Source organism: Parazoarcus communis SWub3 = DSM 12120 (assembly GCF_003226565.1).
Classification (GTDB): Bacteria; Pseudomonadota; Gammaproteobacteria; order Burkholderiales; family Rhodocyclaceae; genus Parazoarcus; species Parazoarcus communis.
Map to the genome: position 1 here is coordinate 1 of NZ_QKOE01000164.1, position 293 is coordinate 293.

Here is a 293-nt window from a genome sequence, read left to right on the forward strand (position 1 = left end):
TACATATGCGCTCGACGATCGCCTGATCGGGCTGTCGTACAGCGGTGCAGTGCATCCGACGCCGGCAGTGGGTTACACGTGGGATACCGAGTTCGCCCGGCTGGTGTCCATGACGGACGGAACTGGTACAACGACGTTTGGATACCACCAGCCGGGAGCCCTCGGCGCCTTGAAAGCGGCAGGCGAAGACGGCCCCTGGCTCAACGACACGGTCAGCTGGTCGTATGACGCCCTGGGCCGTATGATCGAACAGCGCGTTGGCAGCAGCATCGAACAGCATGATTACGACGCCC

General features: G+C 62.5%; 1 protein-coding gene. It reads left to right on the forward strand.

Annotated features, from left to right (window positions below; genetic code table 11):
• Positions 1-293, forward strand: a 293-nt coding sequence (locus DNK49_RS24310) for a hypothetical protein (protein WP_165843444.1), incomplete at both ends; no start/stop codon positions are given.